23 protein-coding genes are annotated in these 21,759 nt (G+C 55.4%); 14 read left to right on the top strand and 9 right to left on the bottom strand.

Annotation, left to right across the window (positions count from 1 at the left end; all coding sequences use genetic code 11):
* The first annotated feature begins 390 nt into the window (after positions 1 to 390).
* The 8 genes from ABJL60_RS03965 (at position 391) to ABJL60_RS03930 (ending at position 5,050) form a co-directional block, all read left to right on the top strand.
* On the top strand, positions 391 to 792 hold the full coding sequence (locus ABJL60_RS03965; protein WP_348374906.1) for a DUF1801 domain-containing protein: 402 nt from the start codon (positions 391 to 393) through the stop codon (positions 790 to 792).
* 31 nt (positions 793 to 823) lie between these two features.
* On the top strand, positions 824 to 1,465 hold the full coding sequence (locus ABJL60_RS03960) for an SDR family oxidoreductase (RefSeq protein ID WP_348286942.1): 642 nt from the start codon (positions 824 to 826) through the stop codon (positions 1,463 to 1,465).
* Positions 1,466 to 1,622: 157 nt separating this feature from the next.
* The gene (surE, locus tag ABJL60_RS03955) at positions 1,623 to 2,408 is read left to right on the top strand and encodes a 5'/3'-nucleotidase SurE (protein ID WP_348286940.1); all 786 of its coding nucleotides are present in this window, start codon (positions 1,623 to 1,625) and stop codon (positions 2,406 to 2,408) included.
* Positions 2,405 to 3,064, top strand: coding sequence for a protein-L-isoaspartate(D-aspartate) O-methyltransferase (locus ABJL60_RS03950; RefSeq protein ID WP_348286938.1), 660 nt, complete (start codon positions 2,405 to 2,407; stop codon positions 3,062 to 3,064). Before surE ends, ABJL60_RS03950 begins: the two co-directional genes overlap by 4 nt.
* A gap of 139 nt (positions 3,065 to 3,203) precedes the next feature.
* Positions 3,204 to 3,407 (top strand): hypothetical protein, encoded by a 204-nt coding sequence (locus tag ABJL60_RS03945; protein WP_348286936.1) that lies wholly within the window; start codon positions 3,204 to 3,206, stop codon positions 3,405 to 3,407.
* A gap of 1 nt (position 3,408) precedes the next feature.
* A complete protein-coding gene (locus ABJL60_RS03940; RefSeq protein WP_348286935.1) occupies positions 3,409 to 3,780 on the top strand; it encodes a hypothetical protein in 372 nt (123 codons plus the stop codon).
* Positions 3,781 to 3,805: 25 nt separating this feature from the next.
* Positions 3,806 to 4,123: a hypothetical protein gene (locus tag ABJL60_RS03935; protein WP_348286933.1), complete on the top strand. Its 318-nt coding sequence runs from the start codon at positions 3,806 to 3,808 to the stop codon at positions 4,121 to 4,123.
* A 144-nt stretch (positions 4,124 to 4,267) separates the two neighbouring features.
* Positions 4,268 to 5,050 carry a lysophospholipid acyltransferase family protein gene (locus tag ABJL60_RS03930; protein ID WP_348374904.1) on the top strand — a complete coding sequence of 261 codons (783 nt, stop codon included), beginning with the start codon at positions 4,268 to 4,270 and terminating at the stop codon, positions 5,048 to 5,050.
* Here the strand turns inward: ABJL60_RS03930 and ABJL60_RS03925 are convergent.
* The gene (locus ABJL60_RS03925; protein ID WP_348374902.1) at positions 5,047 to 7,434 is read right to left on the bottom strand and encodes a UvrD-helicase domain-containing protein; all 2,388 of its coding nucleotides are present in this window, start codon (positions 7,432 to 7,434) and stop codon (positions 5,047 to 5,049) included. The genes ABJL60_RS03930 and ABJL60_RS03925 overlap by 4 nt on opposite strands.
* Before the next feature lie 156 nt (positions 7,435 to 7,590).
* Between ABJL60_RS03925 and ABJL60_RS03920 the strand changes: the two genes are divergently transcribed.
* The 5 genes from ABJL60_RS03920 to ABJL60_RS03900 all read left to right on the top strand — a co-directional run bounded on the left by ABJL60_RS03920 (position 7,591) and on the right by ABJL60_RS03900 (position 15,708).
* Positions 7,591 to 8,733, top strand: a complete 1,143-nt coding sequence (locus tag ABJL60_RS03920) for an alpha-hydroxy acid oxidase (RefSeq protein ID WP_348374900.1) — start codon at positions 7,591 to 7,593, stop codon at positions 8,731 to 8,733.
* A 176-nt stretch (positions 8,734 to 8,909) separates the two neighbouring features.
* Positions 8,910 to 12,350 carry a pyruvate carboxylase gene (locus ABJL60_RS03915; RefSeq protein ID WP_348286928.1) on the top strand — a complete coding sequence of 1,147 codons (3,441 nt, stop codon included), beginning with the start codon at positions 8,910 to 8,912 and terminating at the stop codon, positions 12,348 to 12,350.
* Between the two features lie 214 nt (positions 12,351 to 12,564).
* The gene (locus tag ABJL60_RS03910; protein ID WP_348286927.1) at positions 12,565 to 13,755 is read left to right on the top strand and encodes a peptidoglycan DD-metalloendopeptidase family protein; all 1,191 of its coding nucleotides are present in this window, start codon (positions 12,565 to 12,567) and stop codon (positions 13,753 to 13,755) included.
* Between the two features lie 230 nt (positions 13,756 to 13,985).
* Positions 13,986 to 14,519 carry a hypothetical protein gene (locus ABJL60_RS03905; protein WP_348374898.1) on the top strand — a complete coding sequence of 178 codons (534 nt, stop codon included), beginning with the start codon at positions 13,986 to 13,988 and terminating at the stop codon, positions 14,517 to 14,519.
* Between the two features lie 160 nt (positions 14,520 to 14,679).
* Positions 14,680 to 15,708 carry a Hint domain-containing protein gene (locus ABJL60_RS03900; RefSeq protein WP_348374896.1) on the top strand — a complete coding sequence of 343 codons (1,029 nt, stop codon included), beginning with the start codon at positions 14,680 to 14,682 and terminating at the stop codon, positions 15,706 to 15,708.
* Between the two features lie 59 nt (positions 15,709 to 15,767).
* Here the strand turns inward: ABJL60_RS03900 and ABJL60_RS03895 are convergent, their stop codons facing one another.
* Genes ABJL60_RS03895 through ABJL60_RS03880 form a run of 4 tightly spaced genes read right to left on the bottom strand, consistent with a single transcriptional unit; the run spans position 15,768 to position 18,306 of the window.
* Positions 15,768 to 16,604, bottom strand: coding sequence for an ATP-binding protein (locus tag ABJL60_RS03895; RefSeq protein WP_348374895.1), 837 nt, complete (start codon positions 16,602 to 16,604; stop codon positions 15,768 to 15,770).
* Positions 16,601 to 17,599 carry a twin-arginine translocase subunit TatC gene (locus ABJL60_RS03890; RefSeq protein WP_348374893.1) on the bottom strand — a complete coding sequence of 333 codons (999 nt, stop codon included), beginning with the start codon at positions 17,597 to 17,599 and terminating at the stop codon, positions 16,601 to 16,603. The genes ABJL60_RS03895 and ABJL60_RS03890 overlap by 4 nt, the downstream gene beginning before the upstream one ends.
* Positions 17,596 to 18,078, bottom strand: a complete 483-nt coding sequence (gene tatB, locus ABJL60_RS03885) for a Sec-independent protein translocase protein TatB (protein WP_108828751.1) — start codon at positions 18,076 to 18,078, stop codon at positions 17,596 to 17,598. Before tatB ends, ABJL60_RS03890 begins: the two co-directional genes overlap by 4 nt.
* A 3-nt stretch (positions 18,079 to 18,081) precedes the next feature.
* Entirely contained in the window at positions 18,082 to 18,306 is a 225-nt protein-coding gene (locus tag ABJL60_RS03880) for a twin-arginine translocase TatA/TatE family subunit (protein WP_348374891.1), read from the bottom strand.
* A 363-nt stretch (positions 18,307 to 18,669) separates the two neighbouring features.
* Here ABJL60_RS03880 and ABJL60_RS03875 point away from each other — a divergent pair, with 363 nt between their 5' ends.
* Entirely contained in the window at positions 18,670 to 19,335 is a 666-nt protein-coding gene (locus ABJL60_RS03875) for a YafY family protein (RefSeq protein ID WP_348374889.1), read from the top strand.
* 2 nt (positions 19,336 to 19,337) lie between these two features.
* On the opposite strand, the gene ABJL60_RS03870 is transcribed toward ABJL60_RS03875, so the two are convergent.
* Genes ABJL60_RS03870 through ABJL60_RS03855 form a run of 4 tightly spaced genes read right to left on the bottom strand, consistent with a single transcriptional unit; the run spans position 19,338 to position 21,753 of the window.
* Entirely contained in the window at positions 19,338 to 19,883 is a 546-nt protein-coding gene (locus ABJL60_RS03870) for a hypothetical protein (protein ID WP_348374887.1), read from the bottom strand.
* Between the two features lie 34 nt (positions 19,884 to 19,917).
* Positions 19,918 to 20,289: a Lin0512 family protein gene (locus tag ABJL60_RS03865; RefSeq protein WP_348286914.1), complete on the bottom strand. Its 372-nt coding sequence runs from the start codon at positions 20,287 to 20,289 to the stop codon at positions 19,918 to 19,920.
* On the bottom strand, positions 20,282 to 20,629 hold the full coding sequence (locus ABJL60_RS03860) for a Lin0512 family protein (RefSeq protein WP_348374885.1): 348 nt from the start codon (positions 20,627 to 20,629) through the stop codon (positions 20,282 to 20,284). Before ABJL60_RS03860 ends, ABJL60_RS03865 begins: the two co-directional genes overlap by 8 nt.
* The gene (locus tag ABJL60_RS03855; RefSeq protein ID WP_348286911.1) at positions 20,629 to 21,753 is read right to left on the bottom strand and encodes an ABC transporter ATP-binding protein; all 1,125 of its coding nucleotides are present in this window, start codon (positions 21,751 to 21,753) and stop codon (positions 20,629 to 20,631) included. The genes ABJL60_RS03860 and ABJL60_RS03855 overlap by 1 nt, the downstream gene beginning before the upstream one ends.
* Positions 21,754 to 21,759: the final 6 nt, after the last annotated feature.

Genomic DNA, 21,759 nt, shown 5'->3' with positions numbered 1-21,759 from the left:
TACATGTCTTGTGCGGGCAGACGGTATTTTGTCCAACGTTAAAGAATGGCCCTTGAGTGAACAGGTCATGCGATCAACCAGAAAGCGTTTATCTGGGCCAACAGGCAATCGAACCGTTTTTGGCGTAACAAATGACTTTGAATAGTTCGGGCCCTCAATAGTACAGGTCGCTTTGGCAATGAACCGATCTTCAACTGCCTCGATCCGCAATGCACGTTTGCTTTGCGCGGCAACCGAAGTCGCAAGACATAACACCGCACTACTCAGTACCAAACACCATCGCATAACCACCTCACTTTCGTAGGAATAACGTTACTGTAATTTGTCTCTAATGGCCAAATCATTTCATTACTGCCAGAAACTGACAACAGCCCCCACTAAGCATGTCTCATGCACCCTCTCGCCCTAAACTTCACCGCCATCCTGCAAAACTGGCCCACAGCCGCACAAAATCACTTCCGTGAACTGCGCAGCATCGTGCACGATGCCGCCCGCTCCGCAGATGTTGACCTGCTGGAAACCACCAAATGGAACGAACCTGCATGGCTGCCTTCAAAGCCGCGCATTGGCTCCACGCTGCGGTCCTGCTGGCATCCAAGACACGCGGACGCCTTGGGGCTATTCCTCAATTGCAACAGCACTTTGCCCGAAACAATGCGCACGCTCTACCCCGACACCTTCACCTTTAAAGGCAAACGGTCCATCTGGCTGCCCCTTGATGCCCCCCTGCCCGAAGACGCGCTGCATCACTGCGCCACACTGACGCTGACCTATCACCGCAGCAAAGCTTGACGACGGGCCGAAAGCGCATCACTACGCAGGCATGACAAAAACAGCTCTTATAACCGGCGCCTCTCGCGGCCTCGGCGCAGCCCTCGCAGAAGACCTCTGCGCAACGCACCACATCATTGCCGTGGCCAAAACCACAGGTGCACTGGAAGAGCTGGACGATAGGATCAAAGCAAAGGGTGGCAGCGCCACACTGGCCCCGATGGATGTGACGAACGCGGATGCGATGGCCACCTTGTGCCGCGGCATCCATGACCGTTGGGGCACATTGGATGTGTGGGCGCACACTGCGATCCACGCAGCCCCGCTTGCCCCTACCAGCCACATCGACGGCAAAGATCTGGCGAAATCCATTACAGGCAACATCACCGCGACAGCAACATTGATCCAGTTCATTGCGCCCCTTCTGGGCGACACCGGACACGCATTGTTCTTCGACGACCCATGCGCGGGTGCAAAGTTTTTTGGCAGCTACGGAGCCACAAAAGCCGCGCAAATTGCTTTGGCGACGAGCTGGCAACGCGAGACCGAGAAAACCGGACCTCATGTGCATATTCTGACACCGAAGCCAATGCCGACAAGCACCCGCGCACGCTTTCATCCGGGCGAAGACCGCAGCACTTTGAACACGCCTGCGTCACAAGCACAGGCGCTGTTGGCACATATCAGCATATAAACCGTTCCAAATAGACCACGACCACACCACAAGACCAAACGCCTGAGTCCCAAACGCAACGCCGCACAGGTCTTTTTCCGTAAAAAATCCCCGCCAGAGGCTCCTGCCCTTGCCGCGTATCCCCGCCGCGCCTATCAAGATGCAAAAGGGGACCCAAATGCGCATTCTCATTACAAACGACGACGGCATCGCAGCACCGGGGCTAAAAATCATGCACGCCATCGCATCCGAGATCGCGGGGCCAAAAGGCGAAGTCTGGACAGTGGCCCCTGCGTTTGAACAATCAGGCGTCGGGCATTGCGTCAGCTACACACACCCTATGATGATTTCCGAACTTGGCCCCCGCAGATTTGCCTGTGAAGGCGCACCAGCAGATTGCGTTCTGGCGGGGCTGCACGAAGTGATGCAAAACGCAAAGCCAGATCTTGTACTTTCAGGTGTCAACCGCGGCAACAATTCCGCCGAAAATACGCTGTATTCCGGTACCATCGGGGCCGCGATGGAAGCGGCCTTACAAGGGCTGCCTGCTATAGCGCTTTCGCAATACTACGGGCCTGCCAACAACACTACAGACAATCCGTTTGAGGCCGCAGCGATGCACGGCGTCGATGTCGTGCGCAAAATACTTGCCGCCGCCCCGCAAGAACGCGATGATTATTCCTTGTTCTACAACGTCAATTTCCCGCCAGTGATGGGCGCCGATGTCAAAGGTATCCGGCTTGCGGCACAGGGGCGCCGTGAAAACACGGGCTTCTCGACAGAACCCCACCATGCGCCGTCAGGACGCAAGTTTCTCTGGATCAAAGGCGGTGACCAACGTGCTGAATGCGCCCCGGGTACAGATGCCGCAGTGAACCTTGATGGGTATATTTCGGTCACACCGATGCGCGCCGATTTGACGGCACATGACACGTTTGACAGCCTGCAAAGCCTCAACACATGACGGATGACGGTGCTCTGTCTCAGGCGGAACAAAAGATGCAGTTCCTTTACCATCTGCGCTCTAAGGGGGTGACAGACAAACGGGTGCTTGAGGCCATGGAAGCGATTGATCGCGGCCCCTTTGTGAAAGGCATTTTCACCGACCGCGCCTATGAGGACATGCCGCTGCCAATTGCGTGCGGACAAACCATCAGCCAGCCATCGGTTGTTGGTTTGATGAGCCAGGCATTGAATATCACCCCACGCGACAAGGTGCTCGAAGTGGGCACGGGGTCCGGCTATCAGGCCGCGATCCTCGCCAAACTCGCGCGCCGCGTCTATACCGTCGACCGCCACCGCCGCCTTGTGCGCGAAGCACGCGACATCTTTGACGCGCTTGACCTGCACAACATCACTGCCATCACCGGCGACGGCAGCTTTGGCTTGCCCGACCAAGCGCCCTTCGACAAGATCATCGTCACCGCCGCCGCAGAAGACCCCCCCGGCCCCCTTCTGGCACAGCTCAAAATGGGTGGAATAATGGTGGTGCCTGTTGGCCAAAGCGACGCCGTCCAAAGCCTGATCCGCGTGCACAAAACCGAAAGCGGATTAGAGTACGACGAAATGCGCGACGTGCGATTTGTACCGTTGCTGGAAGGCTTGGGAAAAGACAGTTAATCCAAGTCCGCTTTTTTGGCGGGCATGACCTTATTTGTGTCTGTCATTGTTTTAGAATTGACCAAACAGCACATCGGTGCGAGCGTGAACTACGATTTGAGACGTTTATTTTTTTACATTCAAAACATTGGAGATCCCTATGGGAATCGTATTCAAAAAGATTAAAGAAGTTGGTGAAGATATTGGTGAAACAGTTATCCACACTGTCACGCACACAGCACATTTAACCATTGATGGCGTTGAACAGGCCGTCAGCGTTGTGACCGACGAAACGGGCAAAGCCGTGCATGACGTTGTTGTTGCAGGCAAAGTTGTCGTCAAAGCGGGTGAATTGATCCACTGACATGCGTCCAACGCAAACGAGCGACTTAGGCGCTCTGAACAACTGGTTTCAAGCCCGTGGCTGGCCCGGCATCTCAGAGCGCCATATGCAAATGAAAGGCTTCATCGTTGACGATGTGGCCGCTGGTTTTTTGATGCAAACCGATGCAGGCGTTGCCTATCTGGAGAACTACATCTCCAACCCGGACGCGCGCCCAAAACAAGTGGCGACAGCCATAGATCAGATCACCGCAGCACTGCTGGGATTGGCACGCGCAAAAGGGTTTGAATATGTGGCCGCCTTCACGGCCTTGCCCTCAATCGAAAAACGGGCGCAGCGGTTGGGGATGTCTTTGCACGACGAACCCTATGCGCTGCTGACCAAAGAACTCTAACCAACTTGAACTCAAAGGAATTTTCATGGGAAGCGTAGGAAAAACAATCTGGCATCACACCGTCAGCACAGGCGGAAAAATTATAGAAGGCGGCCTGCATGGGGCGCATGCCGCTGAAAAAGTCGCGGGCACAATCGGCTCAGGCGCTTCAGGTGGTGGTGAAGAACCTGAAGAATTTGCACTGCCCTCCAACGGGCTGCACCGCATCTACCACACGGCACATATCACGCTGAATGGCGAAAAACACACATTCACCCTCATCACAAACGCCGATGGCCAAGCCATGAACGATGTTGTTCTGGCGGGCAAAACGGTCGTCGTAAAAGGTGAACAAATCTTCTAGGGTCAAGATGTCTCTAGGGTCCTGACCCTAGGATAACAGCCGACAAGTTTACCCTGCGTTAGCATTAGAGATTGCAGCCCTGCCGTCTTAACTGATACGGCAGGCTGTGCGCCAGACCTGCGCAATAACTTGTCAGGATTGCCCGTGTCACAGGAACAGCCCTCTGCGATCGTCCCTGTGGACGCCACCCCGGTTCGTCTGCTCAAACGCGCCCTTTTGAGTGTCGCCGGTCCGTTCTATTTCCTCTTCATCGCGTTTGTGCCCCTGCTTTGTGCCCGCCGCCCCGGTTTTCGCGGCTGGTATTGGCGCACTGTGAAACGGGCCTGCACGCGGCTGCTGAACCTCCTCAGCATCAAAGTCGCCATCACACAGGCGGAAAGAGACGCTTTGGCGGCCGACGAAAACAGCGTGATTGTTATCAACCACCGCAGCCATCTGGACGGATTCACCCTGATGGACGCGGTGCCGGATCAGAAATGGTTCACATTCGCGGCCAAAAAAGAACTGTGCGACGCCAAACTTCTCAGCACCGGTTTCAAAGGCGCAGGACTGGTCGAAATCGACCGTCGCAGCGGCAAGGTTGCGATGGAAACGCTATCAGAAGCCGTGGGAACCATGCCACCGCGCCGCTCTGTGGTGCTGTTTCCCGAAGGCACACGCACAAAGACGCAATCCTTGGGGGAATTCAAAGCCGGCGCTGTTTTGGTGGCCCGCGAAACGGGGCGTACGATCCGGCCTATTCTTATTCTGAATTCAGACCGTTTACTGCCAAAGGGGCGGTTTTTCCCCTTGAGCGGCACAGTCACGTTAAAGGTTCTACCGCCGTTTCATTGCGACCCGGACGCCACGCCGGACGAAGATATGGCGCGCCTGCGTGCCCAAATGATGGCTGTCTTTGACGCAGAGACTGCCGCCACGGACATCTAAAACGGGATGTCATCCACGCCAGAGATGAACTTGGCCACAACCTTCTTGGTGCCTGCCTTTTCAAATTCGATTTCCAGCTTGTCGCCTTCAATTTCCAAAACGGCGCCATAACCGAACTTTTGATGAAACACGCGTTCGCCCACTGTAAAGCTGCTGACTGCGGTCATATCGATGATGGTGTTTTTGCTTTCGGCGGGTTGACTGACAGGACGCTGTTGTGACCGCGCCTGCAACCTGCGCCATCCGGGCGAATTGTATACATTCGCCTCAGAAGCCGCCTGATGCAAATTCGACTGCACCTCTGCTTGGGGGGCGGCAGCACCAAACCCACCGCCATACAGCCCCGGAGGGGTCAGAACATCGACATGTTCCTGAGGCAGCTCATCAATGAAACGCGACGGTAAGCTTGATTGCCATTGCCCGAACACGCGGCGATTGGCGGCAAAGGAAATCGTACACAACTCCTCTGCGCGGGTGATGCCCACGTAAGCCAGACGCCGTTCTTCTTCGAGCCCCTTTTGCCCGCTTTCATCCATTGAACGCTGCGATGGAAACAACCCGTCTTCCCAGCCGGGCAAAAACACACAGGGAAATTCAAGCCCTTTGGCCGCGTGCAGCGTCATGATGGACACTTTTGGTTCACTATTATCGGTGTTGTTATCCATTATGAGTGCGACTCTTTCGAGAAAGCCTTGCATACTCTCTTCCTCGCTGAGGGATTTCACTAACTCCTTCAGGTTTTCAAGCCGACCACCAGCCTCTGTATCTTTGTACTTTCGTTCAACGCCCTTCGCAATTTCAGCGTCGGTTTGAGGAATAAAAAATGAATCAATATAACCAGATTCATCTAAAATGGTTTCGGCAACCTCAGTCAAATTGTATCGAGGATCGCGGTTCATTTGTCGCCATCTAACGAAACCGTTGACCAATTCTTCCAACTTTCGATTTTTTAATATCCCACGATCCAAAGCAATTTGTGCGGCTTCCACAAAATTTACACCATTCTCCTTAGAAGCTTGTTGGATTTTCTTTTGTGCGACATTGCCAAGGCCCCGTTTGGGTGTATTCACGATGCGCTCAAACGCTAAATCATCATCGAGACTTGTTACAACGCGAAAATATGCCATGGCATCGCGGACTTCCATGCGCTCATAAAAGCGTGGCCCCCCAATCACACGGTACGGCAGGCCTATTGTCAAAAATCGATCTTCAAAGGCACGCATCTGATGTGACGCACGGACCAAAATGGCCATATGGTCCAGCGACATAGGGGCCATGCCCCGCGTACCGCGTTGGGACGCCTCTATCTCGTCGCCAATCCAACGCGCCTCTTCCTCACCGTCCCAATGACCAATCAAACGCACCTTTTCGCCGTCGGTTTCTTCGGTCCATAAGGTTTTGCCAAGCCGTCCTGCGTTGCCTTCGATAACCCCGGACGCAGCACCCAAAATATGGGGCGTGGAGCGGTAGTTTTGTTCCAGACGCACCACGTGCGATCCGGGAAAGTCGGTTTCAAAGCGTAGGATATTGCCCACTTCTGCCCCGCGCCACCCGTAGATAGATTGGTCATCGTCGCCAACACAGCAGATGTTTTTGTGACCCGAGGCAAGCAGCCTAAGCCACAGATATTGCGCGACATTCGTATCTTGATATTCATCCACAAGGATGTATTTGAACCAACGCTGGTATTGCGACAGAACATCGCCATGGGTCTGAAAAATCGTGACCATGTGCAGTAGCAAATCGCCAAAATCTGTGGCGTTCAGCTCCAGCAAGCGGGCTTGATACTGGGCGTATAATTCCGGGCCTTTATGGTTGTAGGCACCGCCGTCAGCTGCCGGAATTTTATCTGGCGTCAATGCGCGGTTTTTCCAATCGTCGATAATGCCAGCCAGCATGCGCGCAGGCCAACGCTTGTCGTCAATGCCAGCGGCAGACACCAGCTGTTTGAGCAAGCGCAACTGGTCATCCGTATCCAAAATCGTGAAGTTGCTTTTCAATCCGGCAAGTTCAGCATGTCGGCGCAAAAGCTTCACACAAATTGCGTGAAATGTGCCAAGCCACGGCATGCCTTCGATCTGTTGGCCTAACATGCCGCCGACGCGGTTTTTCATTTCACGCGCGGCTTTGTTGGTAAACGTAACTGCCAGAATTTCATTGGGACGTGCACGGCCCGTATTCATCAAATGCACAATGCGTGCAGTCAAAGCTTTTGTTTTGCCAGTGCCAGCGCCTGCCAACATCAAAACAGGACCGTCCATCTGCTCGACGGCGGCCCGCTGTGCGGGGTTCAACCCGTCCAGATAGGGTTGCGGACGCGCAGCCATGGCGCGGGCGGACAAAGACGCGCCATCAAAGGCGTCCATTTCATCAAAACTGCTCATGGCGATAATGTAACGCCAATTCAAAAAAAGGAAAACCCGTGTTCACAAGATGTTCCCCGCTTCTTTTCGCTAAAAATATCCCGGGGGAGTCCGCAGGACGGGGGCTGGCCCCCTTGCACCCTTGCCAAGCCATGCAAACCCAGCGCAAATGCACAAATGGACCTTCACAGCAGTTACCCCGGCCTTTCTGACCTGCGCCATGCAGCCCAAAAACGTATCCCGCATTTCGTGTGGGAATACCTCGACAGCGCCACAGGCGACGAACGGACAAAGCAGCGCAACCGGGATGGCTTGGACGCTGTAGGATTTTTGCCCTCGATTTTGCACGGCGAATTCAAACCAGACCTCTCAACATCATTGCTGGGACAAGACTATCCCTTGCCCTTTGGCATTTCCCCTATCGGGATGTCCGGGCTGATATGGCCCGGCGCCGAACCATTGCTGGCCGCCGCAGGCGCTAAGCTTGGCATTCCTTACGCATTGTCGACGGTGGCCACGCAGGCCCCGGAAGACGTCGCACCGCATCTGGGGGACCATGCTTGGTTCCAGATGTACCCCCCGCGCGACGAAGCCATTCGCACAGATATGCTGAACCGTGCAAAGGCCAGCGGGTTCAGAACGCTCATATTGACCGTGGACGTACCCGTGGCTTCGCGGCGCGAACGCCAGACGCGGTCGGGGCTGACAAACCCGCCAAAGCTGACGCCGCGTTTGCTGGCGCAGGTGGTTCGATGCCCGGCTTGGGCCATGGGTATCATGAAGACAGGCATGCCGCATATGCGCATGCTGGACAAATACACCGATGCGGCGGGAGAAGGCCGGTCAACAACAAAGCATGTTGGTTACTTGCTGCGTACCTCGCCTGACTGGTCTTATGTAGAGTGGTTGCGCGATACCTGGGACGGGCCATTTGTGATCAAAGGTGTCACGCGGCCCCAAGATGCGGCACGGCTTGAAACACTTGGCGTAGATGCGATCTGGTTGTCCAATCATGCAGGGCGCCAATTTGACGGGGCGCCGGCCGCCATTGATACATTGCCTGCAATGCGGGCCGCGACGACTTTGCCAATCATCTTTGACAGCGGAATTGAAGGCGGGCTTGATATTTTACGCGCTTTGGCGCTGGGGGCAAATTTTGTGATGATGGGCCGCGCCTGGCACTATGCCCTTGGCGCATTGGGCAAAGCGGGTCCCGCACATCTGGCCGATCTGCTGGCACGCGACATGGAAGCCAACATGGGTCAGTTGGGTGCACGGACGTTGGGCGAATTGCCTGACACGGTCCGCCATGGGCGCTAAGTCTCTGGTTCTGTTCACAACTGCATATAAGTGACCTAAGGGAAACAATTGCCCCCTTGCGTCGCCCCCGTTGGCGCAAACATCGCTTTTCTACCCAAAACTACGCGTTTACCGCTTTAAGAAAACGACATAGAACGTGGCGCAACTGCATACCGGCTCCAAAAAGGACCTGCCCTATGACCGACTTCAAAAAAATCCTCATCGCCAACCGCGGCGAAATCGCCATCCGCATAATGCGGGCCGCCAATGAGATGGGCAAAAAAACGGTGGCGGTGTTTGCCGAAGAAGACAAACTTGGGTTGCACCGGTTCAAAGCGGACGAAGCCTACCGGATCGGGGAAGGCATGGGGCCCGTGGCGGCCTACCTCAGCATCGACGAAATCATTCGTGTGGCACGTGAATGCGGTGCTGACGCGATCCATCCCGGATATGGTTTACTGTCTGAAAACCCCGATTTTGTGGATGCTTGCGCAAAGAACGGCATCACATTCATTGGCCCCAAGGCCGAAACCATGCGCGCCCTTGGCGACAAGGCGTCCGCACGCCGCGTCGCGGTTGAGGCTGGCGTTCCCGTCATTCCTGCCACAGAAGTTCTGGGTGACGATATGGCAGCCATCAAGGCAGAAGCGGCCGAAGTTGGTTATCCTTTGATGCTGAAAGCGTCATGGGGTGGCGGTGGCCGCGGCATGCGACCCATCATGTCCGAGGACGAGCTGGAAGAAAAAGTGCTGGAAGGCCGCCGCGAGGCCGAAGCCGCCTTTGGCAACGGTGAAGGTTATCTGGAAAAGATGATCATGCGCGCCCGCCACGTCGAGGTGCAAATCCTCGGCGACAGCCACGGCGGCATGTACCACCTGTTTGAACGCGACTGTTCCGTGCAGCGCCGCAACCAAAAGGTCGTGGAACGCGCCCCTGCGCCCTACCTGACAGACCAACAGCGCGAAGACATCTGCCAGCTTGGCTATAAAATCTGCAAACATGTGAATTACGAATGTGCCGGCACCGTCGAATTCCTGATGGATATGGAAACCGGCAAATTCTACTTCATCGAAGTGAACCCACGTGTGCAGGTCGAACACACCGTGACCGAGGAAGTCACCGGGATCGACATCGTGCAGTCCCAGATCCTGATCGCCGAAGGTAAAACCATCGCCGAGGCCACCGGCAAAGCCACTCAAGCTGATGTGCAACTGACAGGCCACGCTTTGCAAACGCGGATCACCACCGAAGACCCGCAAAACAACTTTATCCCCGATTATGGCCGCATCACCGCCTTCCGCGAAGCGACAGGTTTTGGCATCCGATTGGATGGCGGCACCGCATATTCGGGCGGCGTGATCACACGCTACTACGATTCACTGCTTGTCAAAGTCACCGCCAAGGCCCAAACGCCGGAACTGGCCATCGCGCGTATGGATCGCGCCCTGCGTGAATTCCGTATTCGCGGCGTCAGCACCAACATCGCCTTCGTGGAAAACCTGCTGAAACACCCCACGTTCCTCGACAATACCTACCACACCAAATTCATCGACGAGACGCCCGCGCTGTTTCAATTCACCAAACGGCGGGATCGCGGCACCAAGGTTCTGACCTACATCGCCGACATTTCCGTGAACGGGCATCCCGAGACCAAAGACCGCGCCGTGCCACGCACGGACCTCAAGGAACCCAAAGCCCCGGCCCATCTTGCCGAACCACAAATGGGCACGCGCAACCTTTTGGAACAAAAAGGCCCGCAAGCCGTGGCCGATTGGATGAAGGCCCAGCAACAACTGCTGATCACCGACACCACCATGCGCGACGGGCACCAATCGCTGCTGGCGACGCGGATGCGCAGCTACGATATGGTCAAGGTCGCATCGGCCTATTCTGCCAATCTGCCACAACTGTTTTCCATGGAATGCTGGGGCGGTGCGACCTTTGATGTGGCTTATCGCTTCTTGCAAGAATGCCCATGGCAACGCCTGCGTGATCTGCGCGAACGTATGCCCAACATCATGACGCAGATGCTTTTACGGGGCGCCAATGGCGTGGGCTACACCAACTATCCTGACAATGTGGTGCAGGATTTTGTGCGTGTGGCCGCAAACACCGGCGTCGATGTGTTCCGCGTGTTCGACAGCCTGAACTGGGTTGAAAACATGCGTGTGGCGATGGACGCAGTGCAGGACCAAAACAAGGTTTGTGAAGGCACCATTTGTTACACCGGCGACATCATGGACCCCGACCGGTCCAAATATGATCTGAAATACTATGTGGATATGGGCAATGAATTGAAGGCCGCTGGTGCGCATGTGCTGGGGTTGAAAGACATGGCGGGTTTGTTGAAACCCGCAGCCGCACGTGTTTTGGTGCGTGCGTTGAAACAGGAAGTCGGCCTGCCGATCCACTTCCACACTCACGACACAGCCGGCATCGCGTCAGCCACGATCCTCGCGGCGGCTGAGGCAGGCGTGGATGCAGTCGATTGCGCCATGGACGCGCTATCGGGCAACACATCGCAAGCGACGCTTGGCACCGTGGTCGAAAGCCTGCAACACACCGACCGCGACACAGGGTTGGACATGAATGCAATCCGCGACATTTCCGATTACTGGGAAGCGGTACGCGGGCAATATGCGGCGTTCGAGTCTGGCATGCAGGCGCCCTCGTCCGAGGTCTACCTGCACGAGATGCCGGGTGGCCAGTTTACCAACCTCAAGGCCCAAGCACGGTCTTTGGGCTTGGAAGAACGCTGGCCCGAGGTCGCGCGCACCTATGCGGATGTGAACAAGATGTTTGGCGACATCGTAAAAGTCACGCCTTCCTCGAAAGTCGTCGGCGACATGGCACTGATGATGGTGTCCCAAGGATTGACCCGCGATGAGGTCGAGGACGCGGACAAAGACGTGGCCTTTCCTGACAGCGTGGTCGACATGATGCGCGGCAACCTGGGCCAGCCTCCGGGTGGGTTTCCTGCAGGCATTCAAACCAAAGTGCTCAAGGGTGAGGCCCCCAACACAATGCGCCCCGGTGCAGACGTGCCCCCCACCGATCTCGATGCAACCCGCACAGAACTGACAGCCTTGCTGGAAGGCAAAGACGTCGATGACGAGGATTTGCAAGGCTATCTAATGTATCCAAAGGTGTTTTTGGACTACATGGGGCGTCATCGTACGTATGGCCCTGTACGCGTGCTGCCGACGCATACCTTCTTTTATGGCATGCAGCCCGGTGACGAAATTACAGCCGAGATCGATCCGGGAAAAACGCTGGAAATTCGCATGCAAGCCATTGGCGAGACCAATGAGGACGGCGAAGCCAAAGTCTTCTTTGAATTGAACGGTCAGCCCCGCGTCATCCGCGTGCCCAACCGTATGGTCAAAGCCACCACGATCCAGCGTCCCAAGGCCGAAGCAGGCAACTCCGATCATATTGGTGCGCCGATGCCGGGGGTTGTGGCCTCTGTTGCCGCAGTAGTCGGCAATGAGGTCAAGGAGGGCGATTTGCTTTTAACCATTGAGGCCATGAAGATGGAAACCGGTATTCACGCCGAACGCGACGCTGTTGTGAAGGCTGTGCATGTGCAACCCGGCGGCCAGATTGACGCCAAGGATTTGCTGGTAGAACTTGAATAAGTCTGTCCCTTGAGCATGGGGCGCGGTGGTTGGGGGCGTTGCCCCCGCGCTTTCGCGCCCCCCCAGGATATTTTTAGCGAAAAGAAACCCTGCCTCGGCGGGGCTTTGCACGGTTTTGCGCCTGTGCAATCGTTTCTGGCAAAACGGTGTTAAACCCTATATTCTTGCGCCCAAGCGCCCCGGGCAAACATGGGGCCACATGAGGACGCAGTCGATGACCCACGTTAATTCCCGCCGGAGTGTGCGCACTTCTTTGTTTTTTGCCGTTTCCGGTTTGATGGTTTTATCCGCTTGTGACGAACCACTTGATTTTGATCTGCGCGGTATTGGCGGCGGTTTCACCACCAAGGATGCAGCTGTGAACGCCACAGCCAAACGACCCTCAGCGGACAATCGGGGGGTTATTTCTTATCCGAACTACCAAGTCGCCATTGCGAAACGCGGCGACACTTTGAACGATGTGGCCGCGCGTCTGGGGCTGGATGCCAATGAACTGGCCCGCTTTAACGGTGTTGCGGCTGATGTTCCCTTGCGCAAAGATGAAATCATCGCCCTGCCCCGCCGCGTGTCAGAACCATCGCCAGCAACCGGTGCCGCCACCACAGGCCCGATCCGTCCTTCTTCTGTTGATGTCACCACATTGGCTGGCAGTGCAATCGACAATGCCCCCGACACCACGCCTGTGCAAACGGCCACCCTGCCAGACACCCCGAAACCTTCAGGCGTCGAGCCCATCCGCCACAAGGTTGAACGCGGAGAAACCGCCTATACGATTGCGCGCCTGTATCAAGTGCCTGTGCGGTCTTTGGCGGAATGGAACGGGCTTGGCAGCGACTTTGCCGTGCGCGAAGGTCAATTCTTGCTGATCCCTGTTGCCAAACAGGCCCCGCCTGCCCGTGTACTGGATGACACTTCGGTGCCCGGCGCCGGATCCGCCACGCCAACCCCGCCCAGTGCGACCAAACCTTTGCCCGATGAAGACACAACCCCCGCAGCTGCAAAGCCCGAGCCAGCCCCTGCCATTGATGTGGGCGCCCCCTCAAAGGCTGCAACCAACGCCCGCTTGGTGTACCCCGTAAAGGGCAGCATCATTCGCGAATATGCAAAAGGCCGCAACGAAGGCATAAATATCAAAGCAGCCCCAGGCACGTCCGTGAAAGCCGCAGATGCAGGCACGGTTGCCGCCATCACCAAAAGCGGTGACGGCGTGCCAATCGTTGTCGTGCGCCATGCAGACAACCTTTTGACGGTTTATGCCAATGTCACGGACGTTCAGGTCCAAAAAGGCGACACGGTGCGCCGCGGACAAGGCATTGCAAAACTGCGCGATGGCGATCAGTCATTTGTGCATTTTGAAGTGCGTAAAGGCTTCGACAGCGTCGATCCAACACCTTACCTCCAGTAAGCGCCTAACCGGTGCGGCGCACGCTGTCTTTTGGGCTGCACGGCCTGCTTGTTGTGTTTCTGACTGTGGTGACGCAATTGGGGGGCATTGCCTGGATTATAGCCCTGTTGACGAGACGCCGAGTTTTGGTTTTTCTGTGTGCATATGTCGTTTTGTCCGTAACATCTGTGTTTGTAGCGCCTGTTTTTGGGCGGACGCCATTGTCCTGTCTGCCATCAGGACCGCTTCAGATGCAATCCACCCTGTATTGCGCCTTGAACCGGCACTATGTGACACCTGAGCTTAGCACAGTGCTACAAGACATGGCCCGCGACATGGCCGCTGCCCATCCCGATACAGTCATACAGGTTCTGGATGCGGGATTTCCGTTTTGGAACGGCATGCCTTTGTTGCCGCATCTGTCCCACAATGACGGGGAAAAGGCGGATATCGCGTTTTTCTACGAAAACGAAAACGGTTATCTTCGGGGGCAAACAAGATCACCTATCGGCTATTTTGCCTTCCAGAACGGACCGACATCCTGCCCCAAGCGCTGGCCGTCGTTGCGGTGGGATATGGCATGGTTGCAAGGTGTTTGGCCAAATTGGTCCTTGGATGACAGACGCATGGCCACAGCGTTGCGTCTTTTGAAGAACGACCCGCGTGTGGACAAGGTTTTTGTCGAACCGCATTTGGCGCAACGGTACGGCGTGACAGGCGGAAAGGTACGGTTTCAAGGGTGCCGCGCCGCACGTCATGACGATCACATTCACATGCAGCTGTAGATAGGTTTCTTTGACCAACTGCTGCCACAATCGCGGATATCTGCCCCATTTGTTTAAAAATGACCTTGTATTTGCCTCAAATCGACTGTTTCCGCCGCACTGAGGCCCTGTTGCCCATTCAGAAACAATTCAACGTAACCTATTGGATTGGTAAGAAACGATGGCTGTTTTTTTTGGGTACACCTTTGCCATTTTAGGCACACAAAGCACATTGGGCGGCAGTGCCGTTGACTATCGGTTCGCCCCCTCTGGCACGTGGCGCTACAGCGGTGACAGCACTTACTTTGTGGTCGAGGAAAACGACGGCTCCACAAACTTTAACGGCGACGGCACAAACAACGAACAGGTCAATGCCCAAGAACAAATCGGCGGCGTTGGCGAGCAAACGACAAACATCGGTGGCACAGACACCCAATTGATCTGGGACTATACCTTTTCCGTCTCGGACGGGTTAGGCAATACATGGACCGTGGGGGTCATTGACGTCGATCTGGACAACAGCGACACCATCACCGCTGGCGCGGAAAACGGCTATTTCCTTGTTTTTCCCGATGGCATGCCCCCTGCAGACACAGACCTGACAGTGGGCGGCATCACCGACAACGGGGACTTTGTGCCCCATACCGCCCTCGGCGGCGAAGTGGTTTGTTTCGCAGCAGGCACGATGATCGAGACCCAAACAGGCCCTCGCGCAATCGAAACATTGTCACCCGGCGATTTGGTTTTGACCCGGGACGCAGGATACCAACCCTTGATCTGGTCAGGCTGTACCCGGGCCCCTGCCATTGCAGAAACGGCCCCTATCGTGATCCGCGCCGGTGCGTTCGGCAACACCCAGGATCTGGTTGTGTCGCCGCAAAATGCTATTTTGCTGGATGATTGGCGTGCTGATTTGCTATTTGGTCAGGATGAGGTTTTGGTACATGCTGTCAATCTGTTGGGCTGCGATGGTGTTTTTCGCCGTGTAGGCGGTATGGTAGACTATTGGCACATCTTGTTCGACGCCCATCAGATTGTGCAAAGCGCAGGACTTTGGAGCGAAAGCCTGTACCCCGATGAAATCACGCTGCAAACTATCAGTCCCCAAGCACGCCGCGAAATCGGAGCTCTGGTACCTGATATTTCGGCTTTTGGTCCAAAGGCTGCCCCATCTTTACGCAAATATGAGGCCTCGGTTCTGGCCGCATAAATTTGGAACATTGGGCGCACGGCCCCCCCGAAATTTATAGGAAAAAGACATTGGCCCTTTTAAAGCTTAACCCCGTGACGGCCTGCAAGGTCCGTAAAAAACTGCCAAGCGACGCGCCCCGATCTGGACCCGCGTGTCGCCTGCCATTCAATCGCTTCGGCCCGCAACGTGTCCGTGTTCGTCTTGAGACCGTAAGATGCGCAGTACCCGTCAATCATTGACAGATATTGATCCTGATCGCAGGCATGGAACCCCAGCCAAAGTCCGAAACGGTCGGACAATGATACCTTTTCTTCCACCGCTTCCGCCGGATTGATCGCAGAACCGCGTTCATTTTCGATCATGTCACGCGGCATCAAATGACGTCGGTTTGACGTCGCATAAAGCACCACGTTGTCTGGTCGCCCTTCAATTCCACCGTCCAAAACGGCCTTTAGCGATTTATAGTGCGCGTCGTCGTGCCCAAAGCTCAGATCATCGCAATACAGGACAAAACGCCCCGACGCGGCGCGCAATAGATTAAGCAAACGTCCAACCGAAGGCAGGTCTTCGCGTTGCAGTTCCACAATTTTCAGGTCGGGATGACGGGATGCGACGTCTGCATGCACAGCCTTGACCAGACTGGATTTTCCCATCCCCCGCGCACCCCAAAGAAGGGCATTGTTGGCGGGCAATCCTTTGGCGAACTGCGTCGTGTTTGCCAAAAGCGTATCCCGGGACCGATCGATGCCCACAAGCAAATCCAACGACACGCGCGACACGTTTGATACCGGTTCAAGGCGATCCGGTCCTGTGTGCCACACGAAAGCGGAGGCTGCAAAATCAGGCGCAGGCGACGGCGCGGGCGCCATACGTTCCAGCGCCTGCGCAATCCGTTCCATGGGGTCCACGATCATTTCTTTGGACCGTCTTCGCCCAGACTATCATCCAGATCATTGTCAAATTCATCGACCATTTCATCGCTCAGATCATCGTCAAGATCATCCCCGAGGTCATCTTCGTCGTCGTAATAGCCATCAGCACGCAGCTTTGCCTCGCGCGTCTTTTCAACACGCGCCACCAAAAAGATGGAAATCTCGTAAAGCCCGTAGACCACGACAAACAAAATCCCTTGGGTGATCACATCCGGTGGCGTCACCAAAGCCGCCAACACCAAAATGCCAACAACCGCATATTTACGCACATTGCCCAAGCCCTCTGCACTAACCAGACCGGCTTTACCCATCAGGGTCAAAAGGACAGGCAGTTGAAAGCACAACCCAAAAGCCATGATGAATTTCAGTGTAATATCAAGGCTTTCATTTACTTTCCCAAAGAATGTGATGCGTACGCTGTCATCTGCCACGGCCGCGTCCAAACCACCGGTGGCCACATTCACGTCGGCGGGAACGTCACCGCCCACAGCCCCCCCCAGAATTGCGGCAAAGATCGAAGATACATCCGCGAAACCTAAAAAGAAGGCCATCGCCAGCGGCGTCACCACGAAGTGTGCAAAGGATGCGCCAAGCAAAAACATCAAAGGGGACGCGACCAGAAACGGCAAAAACGCATTCTTTTCCTGTTTGTAAAGCCCCGGTGCCACAAACCGCCATAGCTGGTAGCCGATTACGGGAAAGGACAGCGCAAATCCGAAAACCATGGATATTCGAAACAGCGTAAACAGGTATTCTTGCGGCGAAGTATATTGCAGCGTGGGCGCCGCGTCGCCCAATTCGATCAATGTGTTTTTGATCGGCACAAGCAGGAATTGCAAAATCGGTTCAGCCACAACAAAGGCCAGAATGATGCCCACCAGAAACGCAAGCACAGCGCGGATCAACCGCGTGCGCAATTCGGTCAGGTGTTCAATCAGCGGCGCTGTGCTGTCGTCCATATTGTCAGATTGGCTCATGTATCACTCTTGGGGGTGTCGGCCTTCAATGCGGCCTCGTATGCGTCGGCTTTTTCCAAAGCGTCCTGAGCTTCGCGGGCTTTGCGCTCGGCCGCGGCACGCGCAGAGGATGCTTGCATCTTCTTGGCTGTTTCTTTTGCCTTTTCGATGCGCTCTGCCTTCTGCGCCGCCAACTTGCCGGTTTCGCTGTTGGCATCGACGTCGGTCAAGGAACTGGTGACATCGCGGGCGGCATCCTTGACGCCATCCATGGCCGACCCGATGGGGTTGGTTGCGGTCTTGAGGGTCTTGGAAATATCACCCATGCCGGTGTCATCAGCCGCTTTGTTCATGGCGTAGGAAAATTCGCGCGCCATGCCTTTGGCTTTACCGACATACCGGCCCACATTGCGAAACAGCACTGGCAAGTCCTTGGGGCCAACCACAATCAGCGCCACGACCCCAATCACCAACAGCTCTGTTCCGCCCAGATCAAACATGACTTACGCCTTGTCTTTTTCAGTAGATTCCGGTGTCACGTCTTTGATTTCGTCGGCAGTGGCGGTTTCTTCTTCCAGCTCTTTCTGGCCTTCGTTGATGCCCTTTTTAAAGGATGTAATGCCCTTGCCAACTTCCCCCATCAGGTTGGAAATCTTGCCACGTCCAAACAGGACCAAAACAACGATAGCGATAAGCAGGATGCCCGGAAGGCCGATATTGTTCAACATTTTGTAATTCTCCCAATGGACGCACATCAGATGCGCTCGTGATTTTTCCAAGGACGTAATCGCAGTGCGGCGGTCATGGAAAGCGCCAAAGCGCCAGAATGCAATTCTGTAGGAAAAATTTCACGCCATTCCATTGGACATTTACAACAACTGACAGTTTAATGGCAGTTGGATATCCTTCAAACAGAGGCTCAATGGCCCACACACGGCATCACAAACCAACACACACACGACACGGCTTGGGTTTCTTCTTGCCAAAAATATCCCGGGGGTCGCCTGGAACAGGCGTAGGGGGCAGAGCCCCCTGTCCAAGATCGAACATCACGCGACCGTTTTGGAAAAACGCATCACAAAGGCATTCCCATGCGCCGCTCTGACCGCCTGTTCGATGCCATGCAAATCCTGCGCGATGGGAACCTGCACCGCGCAAAAGACATAGCGCAAAAATTGGATGTGTCTTTACGCACAGTTTACCGCGATATGGACACGCTGATGGCATCCGGCGTGCCCATCGAAGGGACGCGTGGCGTGGGGTACAAAATCAGCCCTGCCGTCACCCTGCCCCCGCTCACGCTGACCCCGTCAGAGCTTGAAGCCCTGAACCTGGGAATAGCAATTGTGGCCGAGGCTGCGGATCCTGATCTTAAGGCTGCTGCCGAAACACTGGCCGAAAAAGTGGACGCGATGCTGCCAGAACGGGGAATTGCGGATTCCGACCTTTGGAAATTCGCAAGCTACCCTTTTGCCGACGCCGCACGCGGATTTTCCCACATGGCAACCCTGCGCACAGCAATCAAAGCCCGCCAAAAGCTGCGCATCACCTACCATTCAAAAGGCGACCGCATCACAACACGGAAAATCCGCCCGCTGCACCTAGAATATTGGGGACGGATCTGGAGCCTGACCGCGTGGTGCGAAACCCGCGATGCCTTCCGCGTGTTCCGCGTCGATCTGATCCAATCGGCAGATGCTTTGCCGGAATTGTTTGTGGACGAACCTGGCAAACGCTTGGACGACTACACAGCCTAGGATCACTCAAGTCTTGTGATGCTCACACGGTCAGGCAGATCAAGGCGGTACACAGACGTCGCAAAATCCGGCTGCCAGGCTTTGGCGCTACGTCTACATTTCACCGGTTTGCCTTGAAGGTCGCCAAATCTGTTCTTTTCAAACCGCAACTTGCGCAACTGGGCATTGTGAACCCGCCAATCTTTGGATTTTACCAGTGCATCGACTTCGGCACTCGTCACTTTGTACGTCACATCTGTAAAATACCCCAGATCACGACGCATGATGGTACCGTCTTGGGCCACCAGCCTGCTTTGGTCCAGAAAATTGCGTAAATAGGGATATTGGGTTTTGAAAGCGCCACAAACATAGGTGCGGCCTTTGTGCGTCATCACTTTGAAAAAAACAGCAGTTGCTGCGTTATCAACGGACACTTTACCCGTCTTTTGCCCCGAAACAAAAAATTGAAACGATCCATCCAATGGCACTGTCAGGCGCGCTTGCGCTTGGGCGACACCGGCGGGCACCTGCATCAAAAGAACAACAAGAAATGCGTGAATGAATTTCATAAAATACCTCTGTTCCTCTTAAAGCGGAACCGCCCTACCCTTTCAACCGCCACCCAGTCTGGGGCGGCAGGAATGCCTCGACAGCCGCTTGGGCAATCACAATTGTATCTGCCCCTTCATCAGACACCACATTCATACCACCAAATACAGCCCGCACTTCAGCACGGCCGCGTGGCAGTTTCGCAGTCAACACGTCCATATCCAGCTTGTCGGGTTCCTGTACACCAACTGTCACCTGCACACGCATTGCATCATGGGACAACTCAAGCGCACCGAACAATGGCAGCGACGAATGGCGAAACGCATCTTCGATCGCACGGGCTGCTGCTTTGGTGTAATCCTGACCGTGCAAATCATTGCCCATGCCCATTTCGATAATCACCCGCTGTTCAATTTGATCAGTCATCGGCTTTCTCCATGTCAAAGGCCACAGACAGGGCAACATTGGCCATTATGGTGGGGTTTCCGTCCCCGTCAGGGCGCGGGACATCAAGGCCGCCTTTGTGGACCTTGAAGGTGGTTGAACCGTAGGGAAACACCTCTGCGACGGCTTCAACATCCACCAAATCAGGTTTTTGCACGCCAATTTCAACGGTGATCCGCATGGCGGCTTTATCAAAGCCAAACAGCTCTGCCAGATTGATCGAATTGTGCCACAGCGCGTCTTGCACAGCGCGCTTGGCCGCTTGGGTGTAATCGCCACGACGCAGGGACGTGCCCATGCCAAACTCAGTCAAAAGCCGCATCACGCGCCCCCTTCAGATGGAAAAACAAAACACCGGTCACGCCGGATCGTCAGCCACATGGCTTTGCCCTTGGCGGGCAAAAACACCGCCGGTACTGTGGCTTTCATGATAGAACCATCGTGATCCAGACGGAATTCCACCAGACTTTCGTTGCCCATGAAACGCGCACGTTCCACCACCGCGCGCGCGGGTGTTCCGTCTACAGGCGTGGGCACAGGGCCTTGGCCCGCGCGGTCAAAATCAATACGCAGATGCTGGGGGCGAAAGACGATATCCACGGCCGTACCATCCGGCACACCAGGGGCCAGAAAGCGACCAAACGGTGTCATCGCCAGCGCCCCCTCGACCGTGGCAGTAAGCATGTTCGCATCCGAGAAAAACGCAACAGAGGCACGGTCAATGGGGCGCGTGTACACATTGTAGGGTGCACCCTGCTGCACAATCTTGCCGTCGCGCATCAACGCGATCTCATCGGCCATTCGCATAGCTTCGTCCGGTTCGTGGGTGACCAGCAAAACAGCTGTGTCTTCTTCTTTCAAAATCGCCAGTGTCTCATCGCGAATGCCATCACGCAGGCGATTATCAAGGCCCGAAAACGGCTCATCCATCAGCATGATACGCGGTTTGGGGGCCAAGGCGCGGGCCAAAGCCACACGTTGCTGTTCCCCACCCGAAAGCTGATGCGGATATCCATCGATAAAGCGCAACAGGTCCACACGCACCAATAATTCCTCAACCCGGGCGCGTTTGTCGGCCTTGGAGCCTTTCAGACCGTATGCCACGTTGTCGGCCACGCTTAGATGCGGGAACAGGGCAAAATCCTGAAACATCAATCCGATCTCGCGCCGCTCGGGTGGCACCCGAAACACCGTGTCGCAAATCAGCTTGCCGTCCACAAAAATTTGTCCGCTGTCTTGCATTTCCACGCCAGCAATCATGCGCAACGTTGTGGATTTGCCGCAGCCGGACGGCCCCAACAGGCACGTCACCTGCCCCGGCATAACACGCAGCGACACGTCATCCACCACTGCGCGGCCTTCAAAGCTGCGATGCAGATTGCGGATTTCAAGGCGGGGGGGCGTCACATCGGCAAAGGACGCTTCGTTCACTGGCTTTTCCAACATTGGCAA

This window comes from Ascidiaceihabitans sp. (assembly GCF_039986515.1).
GTDB lineage: Bacteria > Pseudomonadota > Alphaproteobacteria > Rhodobacterales > Rhodobacteraceae > Ascidiaceihabitans.
Note: the sequence above shows the minus strand (reverse complement) of the source record. Positions and strands in the feature narration are given on the sequence as shown.

What these genes read in the sequence shown, in the direction of transcription:
- ABJL60_RS03960 (WP_348286942.1), top strand. Translation starts at nt 824, where the DNA reads ATGACAAAAACAGCTCTTATAACCGGCGCCTCTCGCGGCCTCGGCGCA.
- ABJL60_RS03905 (WP_348374898.1), top strand. Translation starts at nt 13,986, where the DNA reads ATGCAATCCACCCTGTATTGCGCCTTGAACCGGCACTATGTGACACCT.
- ABJL60_RS03855 (WP_348286911.1), bottom strand. Translation starts at nt 21,753, where the DNA reads ATGTTGGAAAAGCCAGTGAACGAAGCGTCCTTTGCCGATGTGACGCCC.
- ABJL60_RS03865 (WP_348286914.1), bottom strand. Translation starts at nt 20,289, where the DNA reads ATGACTGATCAAATTGAACAGCGGGTGATTATCGAAATGGGCATGGGC.
- ABJL60_RS03880 (WP_348374891.1), bottom strand. Translation starts at nt 18,306, where the DNA reads ATGTTGAACAATATCGGCCTTCCGGGCATCCTGCTTATCGCTATCGTT.
- surE (WP_348286940.1), top strand. Translation starts at nt 1,623, where the DNA reads ATGCGCATTCTCATTACAAACGACGACGGCATCGCAGCACCGGGGCTA.
- tatB (WP_108828751.1), bottom strand. Translation starts at nt 18,078, where the DNA reads ATGTTTGATCTGGGCGGAACAGAGCTGTTGGTGATTGGGGTCGTGGCG.
- ABJL60_RS03860 (WP_348374885.1), bottom strand. Translation starts at nt 20,629, where the DNA reads ATGCGGCTTTTGACTGAGTTTGGCATGGGCACGTCCCTGCGTCGTGGC.
- ABJL60_RS03935 (WP_348286933.1), top strand. Translation starts at nt 3,806, where the DNA reads ATGGGAAGCGTAGGAAAAACAATCTGGCATCACACCGTCAGCACAGGC.
- ABJL60_RS03925 (WP_348374902.1), bottom strand. Translation starts at nt 7,434, where the DNA reads ATGAGCAGTTTTGATGAAATGGACGCCTTTGATGGCGCGTCTTTGTCC.
- ABJL60_RS03890 (WP_348374893.1), bottom strand. Translation starts at nt 17,599, where the DNA reads ATGAGCCAATCTGACAATATGGACGACAGCACAGCGCCGCTGATTGAA.
- ABJL60_RS03875 (WP_348374889.1), top strand. Translation starts at nt 18,670, where the DNA reads ATGCGCCGCTCTGACCGCCTGTTCGATGCCATGCAAATCCTGCGCGAT.
- ABJL60_RS03945 (WP_348286936.1), top strand. Translation starts at nt 3,204, where the DNA reads ATGGGAATCGTATTCAAAAAGATTAAAGAAGTTGGTGAAGATATTGGT.
- ABJL60_RS03915 (WP_348286928.1), top strand. Translation starts at nt 8,910, where the DNA reads ATGACCGACTTCAAAAAAATCCTCATCGCCAACCGCGGCGAAATCGCC.
- ABJL60_RS03940 (WP_348286935.1), top strand. Translation starts at nt 3,409, where the DNA reads ATGCGTCCAACGCAAACGAGCGACTTAGGCGCTCTGAACAACTGGTTT.
- ABJL60_RS03870 (WP_348374887.1), bottom strand. Translation starts at nt 19,883, where the DNA reads ATGAAATTCATTCACGCATTTCTTGTTGTTCTTTTGATGCAGGTGCCC.
- ABJL60_RS03950 (WP_348286938.1), top strand. Translation starts at nt 2,405, where the DNA reads ATGACGGATGACGGTGCTCTGTCTCAGGCGGAACAAAAGATGCAGTTC.
- ABJL60_RS03910 (WP_348286927.1), top strand. Translation starts at nt 12,565, where the DNA reads ATGACCCACGTTAATTCCCGCCGGAGTGTGCGCACTTCTTTGTTTTTT.
- ABJL60_RS03900 (WP_348374896.1), top strand. Translation starts at nt 14,680, where the DNA reads ATGGCTGTTTTTTTTGGGTACACCTTTGCCATTTTAGGCACACAAAGC.
- ABJL60_RS03895 (WP_348374895.1), bottom strand. Translation starts at nt 16,604, where the DNA reads ATGATCGTGGACCCCATGGAACGGATTGCGCAGGCGCTGGAACGTATG.
- ABJL60_RS03920 (WP_348374900.1), top strand. Translation starts at nt 7,591, where the DNA reads ATGGACCTTCACAGCAGTTACCCCGGCCTTTCTGACCTGCGCCATGCA.
- ABJL60_RS03965 (WP_348374906.1), top strand. Translation starts at nt 391, where the DNA reads ATGCACCCTCTCGCCCTAAACTTCACCGCCATCCTGCAAAACTGGCCC.